Here is an 18503-nt window from a genome sequence, read left to right as displayed (position 1 = left end):
GTGCACGAACCCACATAACTGCGTAGGTCAATGCCGCGTGCCAGCCGCTACGTCACCAGGTTTCACACTTGGCTCAGCGCAACCGCTTGTAGACGCCCTGGTTGGCGGCCAGCGGCCGGTAGCTGGCGGCGAACGGTGCCGCTTGCACCGCATGGGCCTCGTCCACGCTGAGCAGGCCGAAGCTGGCCATGCTGTCGTCAAACAGCTGCAGCGTGCGGCGCTGCAGCACCGGGCCAAAATCGGCCAGCACACCACGGCAGACGATGAGCTGGAACTCATTGAACGAGGCATCCGTCACCAGGTTGTGCTGGGCCCAGGCGATGCGCTGGCGCAGGGCGGGCTTGAGGGTGGCGCGGTCCAGCTCGACGTCGAAGTAGCTGCACAAGGTGCCGGTGCCGCCGCAGCGGCCATAGTTTTCCTCGCAACTGGCCAACTCGCCCAGGCTGATGCTGGCGCCCTGCGCCTCGTAGGCCAGCAGCGCATTGGCACCGGTGGCGAAGATCAACGGCGCGCGGCTGGGCAGCTCTTCCTCCATCAGGATGGCCAGCGTCCACGCCACCTGGGCGCTGCCGCATTCGGCCAGCCATACCTTGGGCTCGGGGTAAGACTTCAGGTTGCCGCCCAGCGTCTCGCGCAGCGCGCGCAGGTGCTCGGGGTCGTCGAACAGCTGGCCCTGTGCGCCGCTGGCGATGCGCAGCACCGCTTCGCCCATGCGCTCGTCATGCAGCACCTGTTCCTGCAGCGCAGACACGGTGGGCAGGCCGTGGTCACGCATCAGCGCACGCAGGCGCCGCTTCAAGGGGGCGCGCTGGTAGCCCCGGAAGTCGTAGCCGAAGTGCTGGTAGACGCCCTCCAGCAGCAGGTCGACCTCCAGGTCCTCCAGCGCTTGTGCGCTGCCGCCCATGATGACCACCCTGTCCTGCCTCAGTTCAGCCACACCCGCATCAACGACAGCAGTTGGGCCACGTTGACCGGCTTGGTGATGTAGTCGGACGCGCCAGCGGCAATGCATTTGTCGCGGTCGCCCTTCATGGCCTTGGCGGTCAGCGTGATGATGGGCAGGGATTTGAACTCCGGTATGCGGCGTATCGCCCGCATGGTGTCGTAGCCGTCCATCTCGGGCATCATGATGTCCATCAGCACGATCTCTATGCTGGGGTCCTTCTCCAGCACCTCGATGCCGTCGCGCCCGTTTTCAGCGAACAGCACCTGCATCTGCTGGCGCTCCAGCAGCGACGACAGCGCGAAGATGTTGCGCAGGTCGTCGTCCACGATCAACACCTTGCGGCCGGCCAGCTTGCCCTCGGCCACATGAATGTCGTCCAGCATGGCGCGTTGCGGCTCGGACAGCGAGGCGTGCGAACGGTGCAGGAACAGCGCGGTCTCGTCCAGCAGCCGCTCGGGCGTGCGCGCGTCCTTCAGCACGATGGTCTTGGCCACCCGCTTGAGCTTGGTCACCTCCTTGCGGTTGAGCTCCTTGGCGGTGTAGATCACCACCGGCAGGTCGCGCAGCGTGGCATCCTGGCCAATTTTTTCCAGCAGGTCGAAGCCGCTGATGTCGGGCAGCGTCAGGTCCAGCACCATGCAGTCGAAACGCTCGCCGGCCAGCGCGTCCAGCGCGGCCTGGCCGGTCTCCACCGCCACCACGCGCAGGTCCTTGGAGCCGACCAGGTTCACGATGCTGCTGCGCTGGGCGGCGTCGTCCTCCACGATCAGCAGGCTGCGCTTGCCGCCCACCAGGAATCCCTGGATGCGGTCGAACTCCTCCTGCAGCCGCTCGTTGCTGACCGGCTTTTCCAGGAACGAGATCGCCCCCATGCGCAGCACGCGTTCGCGCTCGTGCAGGCTGGAGATCACGTGCACCGGGATGTGGCGTGTGCCGGGGTCGCGCTTCAGACGCTCCAGTACCGCAAAGCCGTCGATGTCGGGCAGGTCCAGGTCCAGCAGGATGGCCGAGGGCAGGTAGTCGCGCGCCAGGCTCAGCGCCGAATCGCCCTGGGCGGTGATGACGCTCTTGAAGTTGTTCTGGTGGCCGCAGTCCATCAGAATCTGGGCAAAGCGCTTGTCGTCCTCCACAATCAGCACGGAAGGCTCGCCCGGGCTGAGCGACTGGCGGTCGTCATCGCCGACGTAGTCGTAAGGAAACTCGGAGATGTGCGCGTCTTCCTGGACTTCGGGCGCGGCATACACCACCGGTGCGGTGCCGTTGGCGATGCTCATCAGCTTGCGCTCGCCCGCCGGCAGCGACACCGGCTGCGGCCGGTGCACCTCATAGCTGACGAAGCCCGAGCGGTTGTGCGGCAAGTACAGTGTGAAGGCGCTGCCGGTGCCCACCACGCTTTCCACCCGAATTTCGCCGCCCAGCAGGCGTGCCAGTTCGCGGCTGATGGACAGGCCCAGGCCGGTGCCACCGTAGCGCCGCGCGGTGCTGCCGTCGGCCTGCTGGAAGGCCTCGAAGATCAGCTGCAGCTTGTCTGCGGGGATGCCCACGCCGGTGTCGGTGACGCAGAAGGCCAGCACCGCATCGGCCTGGCTCAGGCTGGGCAGTTCGCTGTTCCAGCCGACCTGCACCAGGCTGATGCGCAGCGCCACCTCGCCGCGTGCGGTGAACTTGAAGGCGTTGGACAGCAGGTTCTTCAGCACCTGCTGCAGCCGCGTGGTGTCGGTCATCATGGAGACCGGCAGGCTGGGGTCCAGATCCACCTGGAAGGCCAGGTGCTTGGCTTCGGCCATGTGGCGGAAGGTGCGGTCCACGTAGCTGCGCAGGTTCTGGAAACGGTACTCGCTGACCTCCAGCGTCACCGTGCCGGACTCGATCTTCGACAGGTCCAGGATGTCGTTGATCAGCGTCAGCAAGTCGCTGCCGGAGCCGTGGATGGTCTTGGCGAATTCCACCTGCTTGCCCGACAGGTTGCCCTCGGGGTTGTCGCCCAGTTGCTGGGCCAGGATCAGCAGGCTGTTCAGCGGTGTGCGCAACTCGTGCGACATGTTGGCCAGGAACTCCGACTTGTATTTGGAGGACAGCGCCAATTGCGTGGCTTTTTCTTCCAGCGCCAGCTTGGCCTGTTCCACCTCGCGGTTCTTGCGTTCCACCTCGATGTTCTGCTCGGACAGCAGCCGCGCTTTCTCGGCCAGCTCCAGGTTGGTCTGCTGCAACTCCTGAGCCAGTGATTGCGACTGGGTCAGCAAGCTCTCCGTGCGACTGTTGGCCTCGATCGTGTTGAGCACCACGCCGATCGATTCCATCAGCTGGTCCAGGAAGGACAGGTGGGTCTCGGTGAAGCGGTCCAGCGAGGCGATTTCGATCACCGCCTTCACCTGCTGCTCGAACAGGATGGGCAGCACCACGATGTTGGTCGGCGGCGCCGCGCCCAGGCCGGAAGAGATGGCGATGTAGTCGCGCGGCACATTGGTCAGCCAGATGCGTTGCTTCTCCAGCGCGCATTGCCCGACCAGCCCCTCGCCAGGCAGGAAGGCGGTATGCAGCTTGCGGCTGGAGCGGTAGCCATAAGAGGCGATCAGGCGCAGCCGGCCGCTTTGCTCCACCGAGTCCATCATGTAGAACACACCGTGGTGGGCCGACACCAGCGGCGCCAGCTCGGACAGGATCAGCCCGGTCACCGCCTGCAGGTCGCGCTGGCCCTGCAGCAGCCGGGTGAAGCGCGCCAGGTTGGTCTTCAGCCAATCCTGCTGGGCGTTCTTCTGCGTCGTTTCCTTCAAGTTGCGGATCATCTCGTTGATGTTGTCCTTCAGGTAGGACACCTCGCCACGCGCCTCCACCTGGATGGAGCGCGACAAGTCGCCGCGCGTCACCGCCGTGGCCACCTCGGCAATCGCGCGCACCTGGTTGGTCAGGTTGGCGGCCAGTTGGTTGACGTTCTCGGTCAAGTCTTTCCAGGTGCCGGCCACGCCGGGCACATTGGCCTGACCGCCCAGCTTGCCTTCCACGCCCACCTCGCGCGCCACCGTGGTGGCCTGGTCGGCGAACACGGCCAGCGTGTCGGTCATCTCGTTGATGGTGTTGGCCAGCGCGGCAATTTCGCCCTGGGCGGCCACCGTCAGTTTCTTTTTCAGGTCGCCATTGGCCACGGCCGTCACCACGCCGGCAATACCGCGTACCTGGGCAGTCAGGTTGGCGGCCATGAAGTTGACGTTGTCGGTCAGATCCTTCCAGGTGCCGGCGGCGCCCGGTACATTGGCCTGGCCGCCGAGTTTGCCTTCGGTACCCACCTCGCGCGCCACGCGGGTCACTTCCGAGGCAAATGACGAGAGTTGGTCCACCATCACGTTGATGGTGTCCTTCAGTTCCAGGATTTCACCCTTCACGTCCACCGTGATTTTTTTGGACAAGTCGCCGCGCGCCACAGCCGTGGTCACTGCGGCGATGTTGCGCACCTGGCCGGTCAGATTGGAGGCCATGAAGTTCACGTTGTCGGTCAAATCCTTCCAAGTGCCGGCCACGCCGGGCACATTGGCCTGACCACCCAACCGCCCTTCGGTACCCACCTCGCGCGCCACCCGTGTCACCTCGGAAGCGAAGGCACGCAGTTGGTCCACCATCACGTTGATGGTGTCTTTCAGCTCCAGGATTTCGCCCTTCACGTCCACCGTGATCTTTTTGGACAAGTCGCCATTGGCCACGGCGGTGGTCACGTCGGCGATGTTGCGCACCTGGCCGGTCAGGTTCGACGCCATGAAGTTGACGTTGTCGGTCAAGTCCTTCCAGGTGCCGGCCACACCGGGTACATTGGCCTGGCCGCCCAGCTTGCCCTCGGTACCCACCTCGCGCGCCACCCGCGTCACTTCCGAGGCGAAGGAGTTCAGCTGGTCCACCATCACGTTGATGGTGTCCTTCAGTTCCAGAATTTCACCTTTCACGTCCACGGTGATCTTTTTCGACAAGTCGCCGCGTGCCACGGCAGTGGTCACCTCGGCGATGTTGCGCACCTGGCCGGTGAGGTTGGAGGCCATGAAGTTGACGTTGTCGGTCAAGTCCTTCCAGGTACCGCCCACGCCTTTCACCTGGGCCTGGCCGCCCAGCTTGCCTTCGGTACCCACCTCGCGCGCCACCCGTGTCACCTCGGAGGCGAAGGAGTTCAATTGGTCCACCATCACGTTGATGGTGTTCTTCAGCTCGAAGATCTCGCCCTTCACGTCCACGGTGATCTTCTTGGACAGGTCGCCATTGGCCACCGCGGTGGTCACTTCGGCGATGTTGCGCACCTGGCCGGTCAGGTTGGCGGCCATGGAGTTCACGTTGTCGGTCAAGTCCTTCCAGGTGCCAGCCACACCGGGCACGTTGGCCTGGCCGCCCAGCTTGCCTTCGGTACCCACCTCGCGGGCCACGCGGGTCACTTCCGAGGCAAATGACGAGAGTTGGTCCACCATCACGTTGATGGTGTCCTTCAGTTCCAGGATTTCACCCTTCACGTCCACCGTGATCTTCTTGGACAGGTCGCCCCGTGCCACAGCCGTGGTCACCGCCGCGATGTTGCGCACCTGGCCGGTCAGGTTGGAGGCCATGAAGTTCACGTTGTCGGTCAAGTCCTTCCAGGTGCCACCCACACCGGGCACGTAGGCCTGGCCGCCGAGCTTGCCTTCCGTACCCACCTCGCGCGCCACGCGGGTCACTTCCGATGCAAAGGAGGACAACTGGTCCACCATCACGTTGATGGTGTTCTTCAACTCCAGAATCTCGCCGCGCACGTCCACCGTGATTTTCTTCGACAGGTCGCCGTTGGCCACGGCCGTGGTCACGTCGGCGATGTTGCGCACCTGGCCGGTCAGGTTGGCAGCCATGGAGTTCACGTTGTCGGTCAAGTCCTTCCAGGTGCCGCCAACGCCAGGCACGTTGGCCTGGCCGCCCAGCTTGCCTTCGGTACCCACTTCGCGCGCCACCCGCGTCACTTCCGAGGCGAAGGAATTCAACTGGTCCACCATCACGTTGATGGTGTTCTTCAGCTCCAGGATTTCGCCCTTCACGTCCACGGTGATCTTTTTCGACAAGTCGCCCCGTGCCACGGCGGTGGTCACCTCGGCGATGTTGCGCACCTGGCCGGTGAGGTTGGAGGCCATGAAGTTGACGTTGTCGGTCAAGTCCTTCCAGGTGCCGCCCACGCCGCGCACCTGGGCCTGGCCACCAAGTTTGCCTTCCGTCCCCACCTCACGCGCCACCCGCGTCACCTCCGAGGCAAATGAGGAGAGTTGGTCCACCATCACGTTGATGGTGTTCTTCAATTCCAGAATTTCGCCCTTCACGTCCACGGTGATCTTCTTGGACAGGTCGCCATTGGCCACGGCGGTGGTCACGTCGGCGATGTTGCGCACCTGGCCGGTCAGGTTGGCGGCCATGGAGTTCACGTTGTCGGTCAAATCCTTCCAGGTACCGCCCACACCCGGCACATAGGCCTGGCCGCCGAGTTTGCCCTCGGTGCCCACCTCGCGCGCCACCCGCGTCACCTCGGACGCGAAGGAGCGCAGCTGGTCCACCATCACGTTGATGGTGTCTTTCAGTTGCAGGATTTCGCCGCGCACGTCCACGGTGATCTTCTTCGACAAGTCGCCGTTGGCCACGGCGGTGGTCACCTCGGCGATGTTGCGCACCTGCGAGGTCAGGTTGCCGGCCATGGAGTTCACCGAGTCGGTCAAATCCTTCCAGGTGCCGGCCACGCCTTTCACCTGGGCCTGGCCGCCCAGCTTGCCCTCGGTACCCACTTCGCGCGCCACCCGCGTCACTTCCGAGGCGAAGGACGACAACTGGTCCACCATGGTGTTGGCGGTCATGGCCGCGCGCAGGTATTGGCCCTTCAGCGGGTGGCCGTCCACCTCCAGCTCCATGGTCTGCGACAGGTCGCCCTTGGCCACAGCGCCGATCACGCGCGCCATTTCGGTGGTGGGGCGCACCAGGTCGTCGATCAGCGTGTTGACAGAGTTGACAATGGTGGCCCAGCCGCCAGCCACATTGGGCACCTCGGCACGTTGCGTCAGCCGGCCCTCGCGGCCTACCACCCGGCTGACGGTGGTGACGGACTTGACGATGTGCTGCTTGGTTTCGATGATTTCGTTGACGGTGTCGGCGATCTTGCCGGCCACGCCGGTCCAGTCGGACGGCAGGCGCGCGGTGAAATCGCCCTTTTTCAGCGCGATCAGCGTGGCCAGCAGCAGTTTGGTGTCCAGTTCTTCGATTTGACCGTCGTCGTTCATCACGTTCATGCGAGACTCCATTTGCTCGTTGTTCGTTGGCACAAGGTGGGGGCCGATCCGTTTGCCGGGTTTGGTGGTGGTGTCCATGGCTAGGCGGAGGTGGTGAGGGTGGCAGAAGTGTCCTGGAGCCATTGCTCCAGAGCCGGGGCGGAAAGGGGGGGCGACAGCAGTTCGCCCTGGTAGTCCTGGCAGCCCAGCGTGCGCAGTGTGGCCAGCTGGCGCTCGGTGACAACGCCCTGGGCCACCGAGCGCAGGTTCAGCGCCTGGGCCAGACAGATGACCGCGCCCACCAGCTGGGCATCGCGCGGCTGGTTGTCCATGGCGTGTATCAGTTGCTCGTCCACCTTGAGCACATCCAGTGGCAATGTCTTCAGCAGCGCCAGCGACGAATAGCCGGTGCCGAAGTTGTCCAGGGCCAGCGTGACGCCGGCCTGACGGAACTGGCGCAGCACCTCGGGTGCCTTGACGGCATCGCGCATCAGCAGCGATTCGTCCACCCCGAGTTGCAGCAACATGTGTGCTGCCTTTTGCCGGCGCAGGCTGGCCAGCGTGGTCTGCGGCATTTCATGCGGTATGAAGGGCAGGGCCACGTCGATGGCCAGCGGCAGGCGGGCCAACGGCGAGCCGGCCGCGTCCCAAGCCTTGGCCTGGCGGCACACCGCGGCCAGCATCCACTCGGCCACCTGCATCAATTGCGTGCCTTCGGCCTGGCCTATGAAGTCGCGCCCGGCCATCAGGCCCTGGCGTGGGTGGCGCCAGTAGAGTTGCGCCTGCAGCGCTGTCAGCCGGCCGCTGGCGATCTCGCAGCGCGGCAGGAAGTGCAGCGTCAGCTCGTCGCCTTTCAGTGCCGTCTGCAACTCCTGCTTGAAGCGCTCGCGCTGTTGCTCCAGCAGGTTCAGCTCGTCATGGAAGAACTGTATGCCGCCGTCCTTGTTGCGCTTGGCGTGGTACATGGCCTTGTCGGCCTTGTCCATCAGGCAGCGGGCGCTGACACCGTCTTGCGGGTACAGACCGATGCCAATGCTGGCCGAGGTCTTCACCTCGCGCTCACCCACCTGGTAGGGCAGGGCCAGCGATTGCGCGATCTTGGACGCCACCCGTGCCGCCATGGCGGATGATGACAGGGCCTCGATCAGTACCACGAACTCGTCACCCCCCAGGCGCGCCACCAGGTCAGAGCCGCGTACCGCATCCAGCAGCCGCGCCGCCACCTGCTTGAGCAGCACATCGCCCACCTCGTGGCCCAGCGTGTCATTGATGGATTTGAACTTGTTCAGATCCAGGAACAGCAACGCAAACTGCTCGCGCCGGCGTGCCGCATTGACCACGGTGTGGTCCAGCTGCTCCAGCAGCGAGCGGCGGTTCAGCAGTCCGGTCAGCGGGTCGCGCGTGGCTAGCTCGTGCTCGCGCTGCTGCGCTTTCTTGCGCTCCACCACCTCGGCGGCCAGCTCGGTGTTCAGCCGTTCCAGGTCCTGCACGCGCTGCATGCGCAGGTCCTTGTTCATCAGCGCCAGCGTTTCGGCTTGGTGGCGCAGTTGCAGGTTCAGCTTCTTCAGCTCCACAAACACCGCCACCTTGGCCTGCAGGATCTCCGGGACGACGGGGGTGAACAGATAGTCCACTGCGCCTTTCTGGTAGCCCCGCACGCGGTACATGTCGTCGTCATGGTGCGCGGTGACGAAGATGATGGGGGTGGCAGCGCTGCGCGGGTGGGAGTGGACGGCGGCAGCGGTCTCGAAGCCGTCCATGACTGGCATGCGCACATCCAGAACAATGACGGCGAACTCGGCATGCAGCACCTGGCGCAACGCTTCTTCGCCAGACCGGGCCGTCCGCACCTCGTAGCCCACGCGCTTGGCATGGTGTACCAGCAAGCTCTCCAGAGCCGTCAGGCTGGCCGGGTTGTCATTGACCACCAGCACCTTGGGCATGACCAGGTCGTTGGCGGGTGGAGAAGGGTCTGGCGGCTCTGGGGATATGGCTGCAGGCGGCGCGGCAGGCGTCGCGTCCACTGCTTTGTAGACCGTTTGTTTTGTGCGAGTTTTCTGCAATTGGGCCATGCGATCACCTTATGCTCCCAGCGCCACACTCCCGGCGCGTCAAACAACCAAGACGCCGGCAGACTGTCGTCCACCGGCGCCTATCAGAGCCGTACAGCCGTCGCATGTCAAGTCGCGGCGGTTGCAAACCCTGTCGCCTTCGCGCTTGGCCGGTGATCCAGCCCTGGCGCTTTCCCTGTCAGCGACACCCTGGCAGGGGCGTCGCTGTGCTGACTGTTACAAGTCTTCTTTTTTATCCTTACACGTACATTCGATTCAGGTCAGCGCGAACTGATCACACGGCCATTGGCATCTGACAGCACGATTTCAACCCGGCGGTTCAGCTGACGGTTGGCGGATGTGTCGTTGCTGGCCACCGGGTAGGCTTCGCCGTAACCGCGGGTGATCACACGCTCGCCGGCCACACCCATCTGTTGTAGCGCAATACGCACCGCGCCGGCACGCCGTTCGGACAATTCCTGGTTGTGCGCGTGGCTGCCGGTGCTGTCGGTGAAACCTTCCACCATCACAGTGCGTTGGGGGTTTTGCGTCAGGATCAGCGCCAGCTTCTGCACCGTTGTCATGCCATTGGCCGTCAGTTGCGCCTGGTCCACGTCAAACAGCACATCGCCCAGGGTGATGACGATGCCGCGCACCGTACGTACGGCGGACAGTTCGGCCAACTGGGCTTCCAGCTGCGCGGCCTTGTCCTTGGCTTCTTGCTCGCCGCGTTGGGCAATTGCAGCCTGGGCCTGGGCATTGGCTGCTTGGGCTTGGGCGCTGGCGGCCTGCGCCTGCGCATTCATGGCCTGGGCCTGGGCAGCGTTGGCTTCAGCCTTGGCTTGGTTGGCGTTGGCCACGGCCTGGTTGGCCTCGGCGGTGCGCTGCGCCAGGCGTATCTGGTCGCGCTCGCGGGCGGCGTTGGCGGCATCGGCTTCAGCCAGTTTCTGCTTGGCCACTTCCTGTGCCAAGCCTATTCTCTGGCGCGCCAGATAGGCCAGCTTGTCCACCGATTCGGTGCTCTCGTTCTTGTTGGCGGCGGTATTGGCCTGGTCCATGGCGTCGCCAGCCAGTTTCATCTCCAGTGGCGCATAGGTGGCCACATAGGGGTTGTTCTGGGCTTGGCGGTAGTCCATGCGGGCCTGCTCCAGCAGGCTGGTGACCCGCGGACCGCTGGCGCAGGCGCCAAGCGCCAGTGCCACGGTCAGCAGTAAGGATGTGAGTGACAGCTTTTTCATTTCAGTGCTCGCTTTCGTTGTTGTTGGTACCCAACTTACCGCGGGGTGCTGTTGGCACGTGCCAACTCTTCGCGCAGCACACGTATGTCGTCTTGCAAGGCATTGGCTGCAATCTGGGCCTTGGTGGAATTGGCCTTGCCCTGGGCCAGTTTGGCATCCGCCTGGGCCTGGTTGGCCAGATCGGTTGCACCCTTGTAATCCTTGGCGGCCAGGGCCTGGTTGGCCATGGCCAGCTTGTCGCGCGCCGCGGCCATCTCGGCCGGGGCCAGCTCTGCAGCACCCGCTTGGGTGGCGTTGTCCAGCGTGGCCTTGGTGACCGCGACATCGGCGGTGGCCGGCGCCTTCAGGCTGCTGGTGCAACCGGCGCTGGCGGCCAATGCAAAGGCCGCCAGCAGCGGCAGCCAGGGGGCACGTGAGTGTGTGTTGTTCGTGTTCATGGTGGTTCCTCGTGTGCCGCGGGGCCGGCGGCGCGATTCAACGCGCCGCCGGCCCTGCCTGTTTGGGTTAACGCTTCTTGCCGGCCTGGTCACCGATCACGCCGCCGACGACGGCGCCACCGATGGTGCCGGCAGCACTGCCGTCGGTCAGCACGCTGCCGACCACCGCGCCGGCGCCAGCGCCCAAGGCGGTGTCACGGTCACGGCGGGACATGTCGGCGCAGCCGCCCATGCCCAGCAACAGGGCCACGGCCAGGGAACCGGCGGTCAAACTTTGAATGGTCTTTTTCATGATGCTCTCCTTTGGGGGAAGATGGCCGGACGGACATGCCGTCGTGGCCGGGGTGGGTGCGGCTGAATTACTTCAGCCGCATGTCGTCCTTGACTTCGACCACGCCGGGGACGTTGCGGGCGATGTTCATGGCCGCTGTTTGACGGTCCTGTGAGCTGACGAAACCACTCAGCTGCACACGGCCCTTGAAGGTCTCGACGTTGATTTCCGAGGACTTCAGCGTCGGGTCGTTGAAGATTGCTGCCTTGACGCGTGTGGTGATGACGCTGTCATCCACATACTCGCCCGTGCTTTCGCGGGTAGGGCTGGATGAACAGCCCACCACAGCAACCAGCGCCAGCGCGCCCAGTGCCGAGGTGAAGACAGTTTTGAAAGGGGGAAGGTTCTTGGTCATGGTGTTCTCCTTGAGAAGGGTTGATGCTTACAACGGCGGGCGGCCCTGGATCACGCGCAGCAGCACGGCCACGATGGCGATCGCCAACAGGATGTGGATCAGGCCGCCCAGTGTGTAGGACGTGACAAGGCCCAGCAGCCACAGGATGATGAGAATGACAGCAATGGTGTACAGCATGGTGGTTCCTCTTGTTGTTGGCGTTGGTGGTGGTGATTCAGCGGTTTAGCGCATGCCGTAGCGGGCCTTGGCGTCGCCCAGGCACAGATCCTTGGCACTGCCGGCCAAAACGTCGCACTTGACCTTGGCCACCGCGAAATCGGCTTCGCGCTTGTCGGCGGCGGCGTCCTTGCGGGCTTCAGTGATCTTGTCCATGGCCTTCACATTGGCGTCGGTGGTCTTTTCCACCGCCACCTGGTTGGCGTCGTTGGTCTTCAGCCGGGCCTTGGCGTCGGCCTCGGCGTGCACGCGGGCGGCCTTGGCCTCCTTCACGCAGACGTCCTTGTCGTTGCCGGCGCGGTCATCGCACTTTTGCATCCACACGCCGTAGTCGGCTTCGGCACGCGCCAGGCTCAACTCGTAGCGGTGCTTGGCGCTGGGCTGGTGGCGCAGCTCAAGATCAGCCTTGGCGACGGCGCGCTTGCCCTTGGCCTCGGCCATGCAGATGTCGCGTGTGTTGCCGGAGAAGGAATCGCAACCGTTTTTCGCGGTGTCGTAGTCGGCCGCGATGGCCTTGCTGGCGACCTGGTACTCTTCCTTGCTCAAGGCCTGGGCTTGGGCCAGTGCTGCGCAACAGGCCAGGCCCGACACGGCCACCCAGGCGACCAGGGCCTGGACTTTCAGCGTGGGTTTGTTGTTGTTGCTCATCGCAGTTGCTCCTTGCAGGTCAATTCAGACGCGGGCGTCTTCGCGCTCCTGCTGGGCCTTTTGCCACGCATTGAGCTGGGTTTCAGCTTCGTCGCGCGTCAGGCCATAGACCTCCTGGATCTTGCCGGCCAACTGATCGCGCTGACCTGACAGTTCAGCCAACTGGTCGTCCGTCAGCTTGCCCCATTGCGCCTTCACTGCGCCTTTGAATTGCTTCCAGTTGCCTTCTATGCGGTCCCAGTTCATGTTGTGCTCCTTGACTTGCGTGTGACAGCTTGTGTGTAATCGTTGGACAGAGTATGAAAAAACGGGCCGCCAAGCAGTAGCGGACAGGGGCTGGAAAGCTTGTAGTCGCTGTCCTACATACCCATCGCATATAGTGCGGTTGCCATGGCCTGGTGCCAGGGCAAATACACCCATGCCCGCGTTGCAAACCTTCATCGTCGAGGACAGCCCCGTGATCCGGGACAGCCTGATCGCGACCCTGGAGGAACTGGTGCCCATCGAGGTGGTGGGCATGGCCGAGGAGGAGGCCACTGCCGTCGCCTGGCTGGCTCGCCATGCGCAGGAGGTCGACCTGGCCATCGTCGACATTTTTCTCAAGAGCGGCTCTGGCCTGGGCGTGGTGCGTGCCGCCGCCGGCCAGGCCCGCCATGTGGTGGTGCTGAGCAACTACGCCACGCGCGAAATCCGCCAAAAATGCCTGGAGCTGGGCGCGGACCGCGTGTTCGACAAGTCTACCGAGATCGAAGCGCTCATGCTGTACTGCGAAGCGCTGGCCGCCGGCCGCAGTGGCGACACCGGCACCGTGGGCCTGGGCTGAGTAAAGGGAGAACCCAGATGCCCTCCCGCATGCTCGCCACCCTCAAACGCAGCCCGCTGGCCATCTTCCTGGTCATCGTTGCCGTGGTGGTGATGGTGTATGTCAGTCACAACGCCAACCAGCGGGCCGTGGCGAAGGTGCAGCAACTGGGCTCGCAAGGGCAGGTGCGCATGCAGTTGCAGGCCATTGCCCAGAGCGTGCTGGAGGCGGAATCGGGCCAGCGCGGCTACCTGTTGACCGGGCGCGACGAGTACCTGCGCGCCTACCAGGAAGCCCGGCCCAGGATAGACAGTGGCTTTGTCGCGCTGCGCGGTTTCTACGCCGGCGACAACGCCTCGCTGGTGCGCATCGAGGCGTTGCATGAGCTGACAGAGACCAAATTGTCGGAACTGTTGCTGACCGTGCAGCTGGCGCAAAGCGGCAAGCGCCAGGCCGGCGTGGACTTCGTGCTCAACGGCCTGGGCAACGACTACATGGTTGCGGTGCGCAAACTCAGCGCCGACCTGGTGGCGCTGGAGACCCGCAAGATAGAAGCAACCAGCCAAAGCATCTTCGACACCCTGCTGTTCTCTTGGCTGGCGGTGGCTGCACTCTCGGCCCTGAGCCTGCTGACCATTCTGGTCGGCCTGCGCCAAAGCGCCGCGCTGGAAGCCCATCAAGAGAGCCACAAGCAGTCGCTCAAGGCCGAGCAGGAGCGGCTGGAGCGCGAGGTGGTCCAGCGCACCGCCCAGTTGCGCGAGCTCAACAACCACCTGCAGACCGCGCGCGAGGACGAGCGCCACCGCCTGGCGCGCGACCTGCACGACGAGCTGGGCGCGCTGCTGACCTCTGCCAAGCTGGACGCCGCGCGCATACGCTCGCGCATCGCCGGCACCTCGCCCGAGGCGATTGAGCGGCTCAGCCATCTGGTGGAGACGTTGAACACCGGCATCGCGCTCAAGCGCCGCATCATCGAGGACCTGCGCCCCTCGGCGTTGAGCAACCTGGGCCTGGTGGCCACGCTGGAGATCCTGGCGCGCGAGTTTGCCGAGCGCTCCGGGTTGCAGGTGCACTGCGCGCTGCAGCCGGTGCGCTTGGGCGCCAGCGCCGACCTGGTGGTGTACCGGCTGGTGCAGGAGGCCATCACCAACATCACCAAGTACGCCAAGGCGCATGAGGTGTGGATCACGCTGAGCAGTCAAGGCGGGTGGGTGGACATTTCGGTGCGCGACGACGGCGTCGGTTTCGACCCCGCCCGCGTGGGCGCCACTGCCCACGGCCTGCTGGGCATGCGTTACCGGGTGGAAGCGGAATCGGGCACGCTGGAGCTGTTGTCAACCACCGGTCAGGGCACGCAGATTCACGCGCGGTTGCCACAAGCTGCTGATACCGCTGCAGAGTTGGCCGCTGATTCGGCTGCTGATTCCGCATCTGCTCTCACCGCCGACACTGCCGCCGCCCCCCCGGCCGAGGAAGGTGCCAAGCCATGAACACCCCTGCCGGCGACGAAGCCTCGCGCAATGCCGCCGAGTTGCTGCGTGCGCACCGGCCGGGCGAGGTCGAAGCCAGGGTGGCGCTCGAGCACCAGGGGCGGGAACTGGAGCTGGCGTTGGCGCGCCTGCACGCCACGCTGGACGCCGCCACCGATGGCATTTTGATCACCGACGAGCAGATGCGCGTGACAGACTTCAACGAGCGTTTTGTGCGCATGTGGCAAATGCCCGACAGCGCGCTCAAGCCCCAGCACCATGCGGCGCTGATGGAGGTGATCAGCACACTGCTGCCCGACCCCGAGGAGTACAAGGCCCGGGTGGCTGCCATTTACCGGGACAGCCCGCCCGTCAGCTTTGACGTGCTGCTGCCGCGCGGCGGTCGCGTCATCGAGCGGCAATCGCGCCGCCAGGTGGTGGGGGGCAGGGTGGCAGGCCGGGTCTGGATCTACCGCGACGTCACCGAGCAGCGCCATGCCGAGGAGTCGTTGCGCGACGAGACACGCGCACTCGAACTGCTGAACCGCGTGGGCCGCCAACTGATCGCCACGCTGGACCTGAAGTCCATCGTGCAGGCCGTCACCGATGCCGGCACACAGATCAGCGGTGCGCGTTTCGGTGCCTTTTTCTACAACGCTGACGACGAGCGGGGCGGTCGCCTGCTGGGCTACGCCGTGTCCGGGTTGCCGCGCCAGGCCATGGGGCGGTTTGGCCGGCCGGACACCGCCGACGTGTTCGCGTCCTCCCCGGGTGGCTACCAGCCGGTGCGCAGTGATGACCTGCCGCATGACGCTGCCTTGGGCGCATCCAGTCCGCACCGCCTGCTGCTGGTCACCGACACGCCGGTGCGCAGCTACCTGGCCGTGCCCGTGGTGTCACGCTCGGGCGACATCATCGGCGGGCTGTTCTTCGGCCACCCACGTCCGGGCGTGTTTGGCGAGCGCGGCGAAAAGACGCTGCTGGGCATGGCGGCGCAGGCGGCGGTGGCGATTGACAATGCGCGCCTTTACGAGGCCGCCCAGCAGTCGGCCGAGGAGCGCAAGGTGCTGCTGGAAAACGAGCGCTCGGCGCGCGCCCTGGCCGAGCACATGAGTGCGCTGAAGGACGAGTTCCTGGCCACGTTGTCCCACGAACTGCGCACGCCCTTGAGCGCCATCCTGGGCTGGGTGCATGTGCTGCGCCGCGGCGTCAAGAGCGAGCAGGACCTGCACAACGCGTTGGCCACCATAGAGCGCAATGCGCGCCAGCAGGCGCAGTTGATCGACGATCTGCTGGACATGAACCGCATCGCCTCCGGCAAGGTGCAACTGGACATCCAGCCGGTGGACCCGATACGTTTCATCGAAGCGGCACTGGAAACGGTGCGCCCCGCAGCCGACAGCAAGGAGCTCGTCATCGAGTGCGAGCCCAATTCGACGGTGGTGCCGATACCGGGCGACCCGGGACGGCTGCAGCAGGTCATCAGCAACCTGCTGTCCAACGCCATCAAGTTCACACCGCGCGGTGGCCGCGTGCGGGTGAGCCTGCGCAGTCTGGAGCGCATGCTGGAGATCAAGGTCAGCGACACCGGCGTCGGCATTCGGCCGGACTTTGTCGCCCATGTGTTCGAGCGCTTCCGCCAGGCCGATGCCTCCACCACCCGACAATACGGCGGCTTGGGGCTGGGGCTGTCCATTGTCAAGAACCTGGTCGAGCTGCACGGCGGCCGGGTCTATGCCGCCAGCGCGGGGCTGGGCCAGGGCGCCACGTTTTGCGTGCAGTTGCCGCTGGTGTCAGCCGGTGCTGGCGCTGCCCCGGCGCGCGTCGGGCCGCTGGTGGCCGCGCCCGTGGCCACCGCCTTCACCACCTTGGACCTGTCAGGCCTGACGGTGCTGGTGGTGGACGACGACAACGACGGCCGCGAACTGGTGCGCTGGGTGCTCAGCGAGTGCCAGGCCCAGGTGCTGGTGGCGGCCAATGCGCAGCAGGCGCTGGAACAGTTGGCTGCGGGGCACCCACAGGTGCTGGTCAGCGACATCGGCATGCCGCAGGTCGACGGCTTCGCGCTCTTGAAGCGGGTGCGCGCGTTGCCCCCGGAGCAGGGCGGGGCAGTGCCGGCCATTGCGCTGACCGCCTTTGCCCGGCCCGAGGACCGCGCCCGGGCGCTGCACGCCGGCTTCGCCGCGCACCTGACCAAACCGCTGAACCCAGCGGAACTGCTGGCCACCGTGGCCCGTGTTGCCGGCCGCGACACCCCAGCCAGCCCTGAGACCCCATAAAACTGCGCCGTGTGGCCCCTGTGGGGCTAGGGAGCCACACCCAGTGGTCGACCATGGGGGTCCACAATCTGTACGACATGTCCGACGCCCGCTCGCGCCACTGGACTATAGGAGGCGCCCGGCCGCTTCCTTAAGCTTGCCTCATCGTCAACCACGAAGGAGAGTTGTGATGAAACAAGCTATGAAACAAGCACGCGCACTGCTGCCGGCCACGCTGGTGGCACTGGCGGTGCTGTCCTTGAGCGCCTGTGACCGCCGTACCGATGATGAGCGTACTGCCGGCCAGAAGCTGGATTCCGCCATTGCAACCGCCAAGGAAAAGACCGATCAGGCCACCGCAACCGCCAGCGCCGAGATGGACAAGGCCAAGGTCGCCAGCAACCAGGCCATGGACTCCGCCGGCACCCAGGTGAAGGATGCCGCCATCACCGCCGCCGTCAACGCTGAGCTGGTGAAGGACCCTGGGCTGAGCGCCTTGCAGATCAACGTGGACACGCACAGTGGCCGGGTGGTGTTGCGCGGCAACGCGCCCGACACCTCGTCGCTGGACCGTGCCACCCGCCTGGCGCAAAAGGTGGATGGTGTCGCCAGTGTGGACAACCAGCTGGTCATCCGCAACTGAGTTGCGGCCAGGCAGCTCGTGAAGTAACCGTAGCGAGGGGGTGCAGCCCCCTTGCCGGAAGGCACCGTGACGGTGCCTGGCGTGCCGGAGTGCGTGAGCGCTCCGGCACTTTTTTTGGCGGCGCTTGTCAGTGCCGAGTGCCCGGCAGATCGTCATCCACTTGGCCGACCTGGCCCACCTGGGTTTGCGGGCCATCAGGCAACGCGCCGCCTTCGCCTTCCCAGCGGGTTTCTTCGCGTGGCTTGGCCAGCGGTCTGGCCTGTTGGCGCTGCAACTGGTGCTGTCGCCAGTCGCCGCCCAGCCGCCACAGGGCGTAGCCGGCCAGCAAGGTCATCACGGTTTTGCTCATGGGGTTCATGGCGATCTCCTTGGGTTGAATCACGTCACCCATGCTAGGCCTCGAGACCGTGCAAGCCCAGCCCATGGACACGCAGTCCTGGCGTGGGACAAATCCCACGGCAGCTTGCGCGCAATGCTGATGGGCGCCTGACCACGGTCTGACTAGCATGGGGAGGCCATTCACCCTTCACCCCTCAAGGAGGCTTTTCCATGACATCCCGCAGCAAGAAGTCCGGCACCGGCAAGGACGACAGCCGCAAGGCTGATCCCGCGCAGGCCGGCGGCAATGACCAGATTCAAGGTGAGGGCGATTACCGCTCAGCCCAGCGCTATGACCAGTCGGCTCGCGCCTTTGCCGAGTCGGGCAAGGTGGATGAGGCCGCGCGCAACGCCAAGCCCGCCAATGGCGCGCAAGCGCAGGATTTGCGCGATGCCGAGGCGCAGGGCCTGTCTCACAGCAAGGGCGAGGACCCGGCGTTGCCGCATGCGGCGCGCAGCAAGGAAGACAAGCGCTGACAATTGCCG

The 18503-nt window shown here is 65.0% G+C and carries 16 protein-coding genes; 5 read left to right on the top strand and 11 right to left on the bottom strand.

Annotated features, from left to right (window positions below):
- Positions 1 to 73: 73 nt before the first annotated feature.
- The 10 genes from AC1DX2_RS05915 to AC1DX2_RS05870 form a co-directional block, all read right to left on the bottom strand.
- Positions 74 to 937 (bottom strand): CheR family methyltransferase, encoded by an 864-nt coding sequence (locus AC1DX2_RS05915; protein WP_477195358.1) that lies wholly within the window; start codon positions 935 to 937, stop codon positions 74 to 76.
- Positions 925 to 7212 (bottom strand): HAMP domain-containing protein, encoded by a 6288-nt coding sequence (locus AC1DX2_RS05910; RefSeq protein WP_477195357.1) that lies wholly within the window; start codon positions 7210 to 7212, stop codon positions 925 to 927. The genes AC1DX2_RS05915 and AC1DX2_RS05910 overlap by 13 nt, the downstream gene beginning before the upstream one ends.
- An 80-nt stretch (positions 7213 to 7292) precedes the next feature.
- Positions 7293 to 9134 carry a putative bifunctional diguanylate cyclase/phosphodiesterase gene (locus AC1DX2_RS05905; RefSeq protein WP_477195356.1) on the bottom strand — a complete coding sequence of 614 codons (1842 nt, stop codon included), beginning with the start codon at positions 9132 to 9134 and terminating at the stop codon, positions 7293 to 7295.
- A gap of 389 nt (positions 9135 to 9523) precedes the next feature.
- Entirely contained in the window at positions 9524 to 10480 is a 957-nt protein-coding gene (locus AC1DX2_RS05900; protein WP_477195355.1) for an OmpA family protein, read from the bottom strand.
- 35 nt (positions 10481 to 10515) lie between these two features.
- Complete coding sequence (locus AC1DX2_RS05895) at positions 10516 to 10917, bottom strand: DUF4398 domain-containing protein (protein WP_477195354.1); 402 nt, start codon at positions 10915 to 10917, stop codon at positions 10516 to 10518.
- A 67-nt stretch (positions 10918 to 10984) separates the two neighbouring features.
- Positions 10985 to 11209: a glycine zipper 2TM domain-containing protein gene (locus AC1DX2_RS05890; protein WP_477195353.1), complete on the bottom strand. Its 225-nt coding sequence runs from the start codon at positions 11207 to 11209 to the stop codon at positions 10985 to 10987.
- A 67-nt stretch (positions 11210 to 11276) separates the two neighbouring features.
- A complete protein-coding gene (locus tag AC1DX2_RS05885; RefSeq protein ID WP_477195352.1) occupies positions 11277 to 11603 on the bottom strand; it encodes a BON domain-containing protein in 327 nt (108 codons plus the stop codon).
- Positions 11604 to 11630: 27 nt separating this feature from the next.
- Positions 11631 to 11780: a lmo0937 family membrane protein gene (locus tag AC1DX2_RS05880; RefSeq protein WP_477195351.1), complete on the bottom strand. Its 150-nt coding sequence runs from the start codon at positions 11778 to 11780 to the stop codon at positions 11631 to 11633.
- Between the two features lie 45 nt (positions 11781 to 11825).
- Positions 11826 to 12467, bottom strand: a complete 642-nt coding sequence (locus AC1DX2_RS05875; protein WP_477195350.1) for a hypothetical protein — start codon at positions 12465 to 12467, stop codon at positions 11826 to 11828.
- Positions 12468 to 12491: 24 nt separating this feature from the next.
- Complete coding sequence (locus AC1DX2_RS05870) at positions 12492 to 12713, bottom strand: CsbD family protein (RefSeq protein ID WP_477195349.1); 222 nt, start codon at positions 12711 to 12713, stop codon at positions 12492 to 12494.
- Positions 12714 to 12885: 172 nt separating this feature from the next.
- Between AC1DX2_RS05870 and AC1DX2_RS05865 the strand changes: the two genes are divergently transcribed.
- The 4 genes from AC1DX2_RS05865 to AC1DX2_RS05850 all read left to right on the top strand — a co-directional run bounded on the left by AC1DX2_RS05865 (position 12886) and on the right by AC1DX2_RS05850 (position 17639).
- A complete protein-coding gene (locus AC1DX2_RS05865) occupies positions 12886 to 13290 on the top strand; it encodes a response regulator transcription factor (RefSeq protein ID WP_477195348.1) in 405 nt (134 codons plus the stop codon).
- Between the two features lie 17 nt (positions 13291 to 13307).
- Positions 13308 to 14759, top strand: a complete 1452-nt coding sequence (locus AC1DX2_RS05860) for a CHASE3 domain-containing protein (protein WP_477195347.1) — start codon at positions 13308 to 13310, stop codon at positions 14757 to 14759.
- Positions 14756 to 17017, top strand: coding sequence for a hybrid sensor histidine kinase/response regulator (locus AC1DX2_RS05855; RefSeq protein WP_477195346.1), 2262 nt, complete (start codon positions 14756 to 14758; stop codon positions 17015 to 17017). The genes AC1DX2_RS05860 and AC1DX2_RS05855 overlap by 4 nt, the downstream gene beginning before the upstream one ends.
- Before the next feature lie 169 nt (positions 17018 to 17186).
- Positions 17187 to 17639, top strand: coding sequence for a BON domain-containing protein (locus AC1DX2_RS05850; RefSeq protein ID WP_477195345.1), 453 nt, complete (start codon positions 17187 to 17189; stop codon positions 17637 to 17639).
- A gap of 127 nt (positions 17640 to 17766) precedes the next feature.
- Here AC1DX2_RS05850 and AC1DX2_RS05845 read toward each other — a convergent pair whose 3' ends face one another.
- Positions 17767 to 17997 (bottom strand): hypothetical protein, encoded by a 231-nt coding sequence (locus AC1DX2_RS05845; protein ID WP_477195344.1) that lies wholly within the window; start codon positions 17995 to 17997, stop codon positions 17767 to 17769.
- Between the two features lie 191 nt (positions 17998 to 18188).
- On the opposite strand from AC1DX2_RS05845, the gene AC1DX2_RS05840 reads away from it, so the two are divergent.
- Positions 18189 to 18494 carry a hypothetical protein gene (locus tag AC1DX2_RS05840; RefSeq protein ID WP_477195343.1) on the top strand — a complete coding sequence of 102 codons (306 nt, stop codon included), beginning with the start codon at positions 18189 to 18191 and terminating at the stop codon, positions 18492 to 18494.
- Positions 18495 to 18503 lie beyond the last annotated feature (9 nt).

The sequence above is a fragment of the Hylemonella sp. P2_B10 genome (assembly GCF_056404875.1).
This window is presented reverse-complemented; position numbering and strand designations above follow the sequence as displayed.